The 6,000-nt window shown below is 40.1% G+C and carries 4 protein-coding genes and 1 pseudogene; 3 read left to right on the forward strand and 2 right to left on the reverse strand.

What is annotated here, in order from left to right; translation table 11 throughout:
• The first annotated feature begins 189 nt into the window (after positions 1-189).
• A complete protein-coding gene (locus AC1P5O_RS00435) occupies positions 190-1,890 on the forward strand; it encodes an NAD-dependent malic enzyme (RefSeq protein WP_005268130.1) in 1,701 nt (566 codons plus the stop codon).
• A 550-nt stretch (positions 1,891-2,440) separates the two neighbouring features.
• On the opposite strand, the gene AC1P5O_RS00440 is transcribed toward AC1P5O_RS00435, so the two are convergent.
• Together AC1P5O_RS00440 and AC1P5O_RS00445 are read right to left on the reverse strand one after the other, a co-directional pair.
• On the reverse strand, positions 2,441-2,677 hold the full coding sequence (locus AC1P5O_RS00440; RefSeq protein WP_004280931.1) for a VF530 family protein: 237 nt from the start codon (positions 2,675-2,677) through the stop codon (positions 2,441-2,443).
• 363 nt (positions 2,678-3,040) lie between these two features.
• Entirely contained in the window at positions 3,041-3,232 is a 192-nt protein-coding gene (locus AC1P5O_RS00445) for a hypothetical protein (protein WP_005105075.1), read from the reverse strand.
• 206 nt (positions 3,233-3,438) lie between these two features.
• On the opposite strand from AC1P5O_RS00445, the pseudogene AC1P5O_RS00450 reads away from it, so the two are divergent.
• Together AC1P5O_RS00450 and AC1P5O_RS00455 are read left to right on the forward strand one after the other, a co-directional pair.
• Positions 3,439-3,594, forward strand: a pseudogene (locus AC1P5O_RS00450) (IS982 family transposase); the annotation flags it as partial.
• Between the two features lie 108 nt (positions 3,595-3,702).
• Positions 3,703-5,475 (forward strand): alkaline phosphatase D family protein, encoded by a 1,773-nt coding sequence (locus AC1P5O_RS00455; RefSeq protein ID WP_086044319.1) that lies wholly within the window; start codon positions 3,703-3,705, stop codon positions 5,473-5,475.
• Positions 5,476-6,000 lie beyond the last annotated feature (525 nt).

Here is a 6,000-nt window from a genome sequence, read left to right on the forward strand (position 1 = left end):
GTTCATGTTAAAATCAACCCCGAACGTATGCTAAAAAAAGAGTGTTATCAGATTATAAAATCCTGCTAAAAGTATTATCAATTTACTAAATGACCTAATAGCTCAGAATCAGGCTAAGCTATATAAAATAAACAAAGTGATGTGACTGTTTTGGCAGAATTGCCGAATATTGATTAGATGAGTTAAATAATGCCCAGAGAAAATTTGAACAGTAAACGCCCTTTATATATTCCTTATGCTGGAAATACTCTGCTAGAACTCCCACTACTCAATAAAGGCTCTGCATTTTCTGAAGAAGAGCGTAGAAGCTTTAACTTGCATGGCTTGATTCCTCATGTCACCGAGACGATTGAAGAACAAAGTCAGCGTTCTTATCAGCAGTATTGTGCTTTTAGCAGTGATATTAACAAGCATATTTATTTGCGGAATATTCAGGATACCAATGAGACCCTGTTTTACCATCTGATTGAAAATCACCTCAGTGAGATGATGCCGATTATCTATACCCCGACTGTGGGTGAGGCATGTCAGCGCTTTTCTGATATTTATCGCCGTCATCGTGGGATCTTTATTTCCTATCCTGACCGTGATCAGATCGACCAGATTATTCACAATATCAATAAAAAGAACGTGAAAGTGATTGTGATTACAGATGGTGAGCGCATTTTGGGTCTTGGAGATCAAGGCATCGGTGGTATGGGGATTCCCATTGGAAAACTGGCACTCTACACCGCATGTGGCGGGATCAGTCCGGCCTATACCTTACCGATTACTCTTGATGTCGGTACCAATAATCAGCAGTTGTTAAATGACCCGATTTATATGGGCTGGCGTGAACCACGAATCAGCGGCGATGAATACTATGCTTTTGTCGAGACGGTGATTCGGGCGATTCAACAGCGCTGGCCAGATGCCTTAATTCAGTTTGAAGACTTTGCACAGAAAAATGCCATGCCTTTGCTGGAAAAATACCGTGATCGAATCTGTTGTTTCAATGATGATATTCAGGGCACCGCTGCGGTGTCTGTCGGCAGCCTGATTGCTGCTTCGCGTGCAGCAGGCAAACAGCTTAAAGATCAGGTGGTTACTTTCTTGGGTGCTGGTTCAGCCGGTTGCGGGATTGCAGAACAGATCGTTAAGCAAATGGTTGCTGAAGGCTTAAGTGATGCTGAAGCACGTGCACGTGTGTTTATGGTCGACCGCTTTGGCCTGATCACAGAAAATCAGCCGAATTTATTGGATTTCCAGCGCAAACTTGCACAGCCGCTTGAAAATGTAGAAAGCTGGGCAGATGCAGAGAGTATGATTTCTCTACTGGATGTGGTCAAACGTGCCAAACCGACGGTACTGATAGGTGTATCTGGACAGCCAGGTCTATTCACTCAGGAAGTGATTGAAGCCATGGCTGAAAATAGTGTACAACCGATTGTTTTCCCTTTATCTAACCCGACTTCCCGCGTAGAAGCTGTTCCGGCCGATATCTTGCAATGGACCAATGGCAGAGCATTGATTGCGACGGGTAGCCCATTTGCACCAGTAAATTATCAGGGACAGATTCATCATATTTCCCAATGCAATAACTCTTATATTTTCCCGGGTATCGGTCTGGGCGTAGTTGCTTCAGGTGCAAAACGTGTCACGGATAATATGCTGATGGCCTCGAGTAATGCCTTGGCGGACTGTTCTCCTAAACTCAAACACCCTCAGGCAGATTTATTGCCGAATCTGGATTGTTTACAGTCAATTTCGAAGCAGATTGCCTTAAAAGTGGCACTTGCTGCGATTGAAGACGGAGTAGCATCGAAAGTCAGTGTAGAAGAATTGCAGCTAGCAATAGAGCATAATTTCTGGACACCGCAATACCGTGACTATCAGCGGATCACCTTTTAATTGTATTGAAGATGGATTCTTATCATCGCTAGTTTTTTTTGCGCCAGCCTGCTTTCATCTGATTCATTGATGGAATATCAAAAAGCCCTGATCTTTTGATGAGGGCTTTTTTATTGTCTTAGGGGTGTCATGGTCATATCTTGGTTATAAAATCAGAAAGTACATTAAGAATTTTTTATTGAGTGAAATAAAAATGAAAGAATCATTTAAAGAAAATAACATCAGCATAAAAAAAGCCCCGTCTTTCGATCAGGGCTTTTTTAGAATCTGGAGCGGGAAAGGAGACTCGAACTCCCGACCCCAACCTTGGCAATAGTCACCGACATAAAATACACTAAATAACATAATTGGTATTTCAATAAACCCTATATATAACAGTTATATAGGGTTTTTATTTTGTGTGGTGTAATTTAAGGTAGAGTAGGGTGCTTTAAGTTTTGGTCACTAATTTTAATATGTAAATCAACAATAATTACCGACATATATATTCTCTTTCTAAGAATAGTTTACTATTTGGTATAATATTATGATGAGGTTAGGGCTTTGACTGCTACGATTTCTGTTTGGCCTTTTGGCGTAAGACATACAAATATAAGTTTTCTACTTTTTCACGTGCCCATGGGGTGGTACGCAAGAATCGCAATGATGATTTAACACTTGGGTCTATGCAAAAACATCTAATCTCAATTTTACGACTTAAACCTTCAAAGCCACCGTAGTAATCCAATAATTCATCCAAAATGTCAGCAAGTTTTTTACCGTGTAAAGGATCATTGGTGGTGTTCATAATAGATCAATCGTATTTTGGGTGGCCATTATTATAACCTGGGCTAGTTGGAAAACTAGAGAGTTGGAATGTAGGTAATGATGGACTGAATAGCCACCAAAATTCTAGACACACATAACCATATTTTGGACTGCCACTGCTGTCCCACAATTTTTACAAGAGGAAGCTTACGCGAGCTTCCTCTTGATTGATGGAGGCTTTATCGAGTGAAAATAACGCTTTTAAGGTTTTTATTTCAAATAAATTTACTGGAATTATTCTGAGTAAGCGCTGAACTGTATTAGTTCAGAGTTAATCTGATTTTTTATCTTAGGAAAGAAAATTATTTCACCTAACCTTAAAATAATGTTTTTCAGTAACCAGCTAAATTTTTATTTGTTTATAAAGACGCTCTTTAGGGTCTTCATTTGATTTTGTGACTTTATCAGCAAATTTCTTATCTAACATCAAGGCTGCATATGTTTTGTAACCTATCTCCAATCGGTCTACCTTATTTCCTTCTTGTTCAAACTCTTCAATTAATTTATTGACTTTTTTTACGCTGATATCACTCATATCTTTCAACCATTTAATTTGGGGTTCTTTTAATCTAATCTTTAATTATTGAGATTAGATTAAAGTACCAAGCGCATTTAAGGGCTAATAGCTTATGGAGTAATCACCCCAGGTTAATTAACCCGAATCGCGGATAAGAAATAAACTTGAAAAATAAGAGGACTAGAGCCATCAGTTGAGTTACCAAACCTAAAGCTTTAGCCCCGATGTTCAATAGTAACGAATTATTCTGCGTAATTGATGATTTCTTTCTGAAATTTGAAGCAACTTATTGGAAATTTTCTAAATAAAGTCATCAGTCTATAAGAATTCGAATAGCCCAACTCAGCCTCTCAGAAATTAGTTTTATCGTCATTTGGTATATTTAGGACTTGGAAAAATTAGGCTTCATAGAAATGTCATAATTTAGAGATATTAATGTCATCGAACTGGATTAAAAAAGAACTAAAAACCCACAATAGCAAGCTGTTATGACTAAAAAAATATCCAGACGTGAACTGCTTAAGACCTCCATTGCAGGCTTCGGTGCTTTGTCTTTACCCATATCTTTGACCGCTTGTGGCAATGATGAGGATGCTTCAGATCAAGCTCAGGCACATCCTAAAGTCGCTTTTAAACATGGGGTGGCCAGTGGTGATCCCTTACAGGATCGGATAATTCTATGGACACGCTTAAGTCCGGAAGATGAAAACCTGCGTTATCAGGTGCAGTGGGAAATTGCTGCCGATCAGGATTTTCGCCAGATAATCAATACAGGACAAGTTGAAACCAGTCGGTCGCAAGATTTCACGGTTAAAGTCGATGCGGATCGTCTATCGGCAGGGCAAACTTATTTTTACCGTTTTAAGTGTGCATCGGTATATTCATCTGTCGGTCAAACCAAAACTTTAGCCACGCAAAGCAAGCTGGTGCAATTTGCCGTTTGTTCATGTTCCAATTATCCAGCCGGATATTTTCATATCTATCAGGAAATTGCCCAGCAAGACCTAGATGTGGTGATTCATTTAGGGGATTACATTTATGAGTACGGGATGGGTGGTTATGCGACTGAAGAGGCTGCAGCATTAGGCCGAAGTCTGGCTGCAGATAATGCTGAGGAAATCATTAAACTGGAAGACTACCGCAAGCGTTATGCCTTGTATCGAACTGATGCGGACTTACAAGCAGCACATCAGCGTCATCCATTTATTGTGGTCTGGGATGATCATGAGCTGACCAATGATACCTGGGAGCAGGGTGCGGAAAATCATGATGTTTCAGAAGGTGATTTTTTTGCACGTAAGCTGGCTGCTTTGCAGGCCTATTTTGAATGGATGCCGATTCGTCCAGTGTCTGAAACAGATCATTTGAATATTTATCGCCAGTTTAATTTTGGTGATCTGGTTCAGCTGAATATGCTGGATACTCGTATTTTGGCGCGTAACAAGCAATTGCAATATGCTGACTATCTTACCGCGACAGGACTAGATGCCAATAAATTTCAGACAGATTTGCTCAATCCGACGCGTACCTTGTTAGGACATACACAACGTGAATGGATACTGAAACAACTCAGCCAATCGAATGCCGTCTGGAATGTGCTGGGTCAGCAGGTGCTGATGAGCAAGATGCTAATTCCGGCCGAAATTCTGGCTGTTTTGGGGCAGATCACCAGTGGTCAGGCCACTGCAGATGTGTTGCTACAAGTGCGTCAGATGCTGACAGAACTGGTAGGCCTAAAAATACGCTATCTGCAAAATGATCCAACTTTGACAAAGGCAGAATTAGCCAGAATACTGACTGTTGTGCCTTATAATCTTGATGCCTGGGATGGGTACGTCGTGGAGCGTGAGGTGATTTATACGGCTTGTAAACAGCTGAATAAAAAACTGATTGTACTTGCAGGAGATACCCATAATGCCTGGAACTCCACTTTGAGAGATCAAGCCGGCAGTACAGTCGGGGTAGAACTAGCGACCAGTTCAGTTTCATCACCGGGTATGGAGAAGTATTTGCAGATTCCCTTAGCCCAGTTACAGGAATTTGAAATGGCATTTACTACGCTAATTGATGAGCTGAATTATTGTAATTTGAATCAACGCGGATACTTGAGTGTTGCATTTACCCCGGATCAGGTACAGGCGAACTGGATTTTTATCGATAGCATCCAGAATCGTAGTTATCAGGTTGATCAAAGCCGTGCGTATCAGCTTCAATTAGATCATGAATTAAATGAAATCAAACCGTTAAAGCAAACTGCCTAAGCTGCTTAGAGTTTAAATATCCGGGCCAATGCCCGGATATTTTTTTATAACATTTCATCCCTATAGCTATCAATATCCAGATGTTTGATCGTATTTGCAATACTGATGCTCATATTTTAGTAGCCGCGTATATAATCCGGCAAAGTGAATTAATTGCTGTTTTAGTTCGGCATACCGAGGATCATGGCTTGAATAAAAACGTAATTTTAGTCGTAGCAGGCAGGTTTTTTATAAGCCCAAAAACAGATTTTATGTAATGGGAACAAAAATCATTGCAGCCAAGGCCCAAGGAATTAAGAGCTTGGCTTTGTCCCTGATTCCGCGGATTTTAATTTGGGGATTTACGCATTGTTATGTGCATATCAACTCACCCATCAAAATAAGCCAAAAATTCTAATTAACCTGAGTTCGACATAAAAAATAAATAAAAAAAAGCCTTAGCATCTGTAATATCTTGGTTACGAAGACAAAACATTTCAGAGCAAGGCTTTTTCATGGACTATATTACCGAATTATTTTGTATCT

The sequence above is a fragment of the Prolinoborus fasciculus genome, assembly GCF_056724605.1.

What these genes read in the sequence shown, in the direction of transcription:
- AC1P5O_RS00435 (WP_005268130.1), top strand. Translation starts at nt 190, where the DNA reads ATGCCCAGAGAAAATTTGAACAGTAAACGCCCTTTATATATTCCTTAT.
- AC1P5O_RS00440 (WP_004280931.1), bottom strand. Translation starts at nt 2,677, where the DNA reads ATGAACACCACCAATGATCCTTTACACGGTAAAAAACTTGCTGACATT.
- AC1P5O_RS00445 (WP_005105075.1), bottom strand. Translation starts at nt 3,232, where the DNA reads ATGAGTGATATCAGCGTAAAAAAAGTCAATAAATTAATTGAAGAGTTT.
- AC1P5O_RS00455 (WP_086044319.1), top strand. Translation starts at nt 3,703, where the DNA reads ATGACTAAAAAAATATCCAGACGTGAACTGCTTAAGACCTCCATTGCA.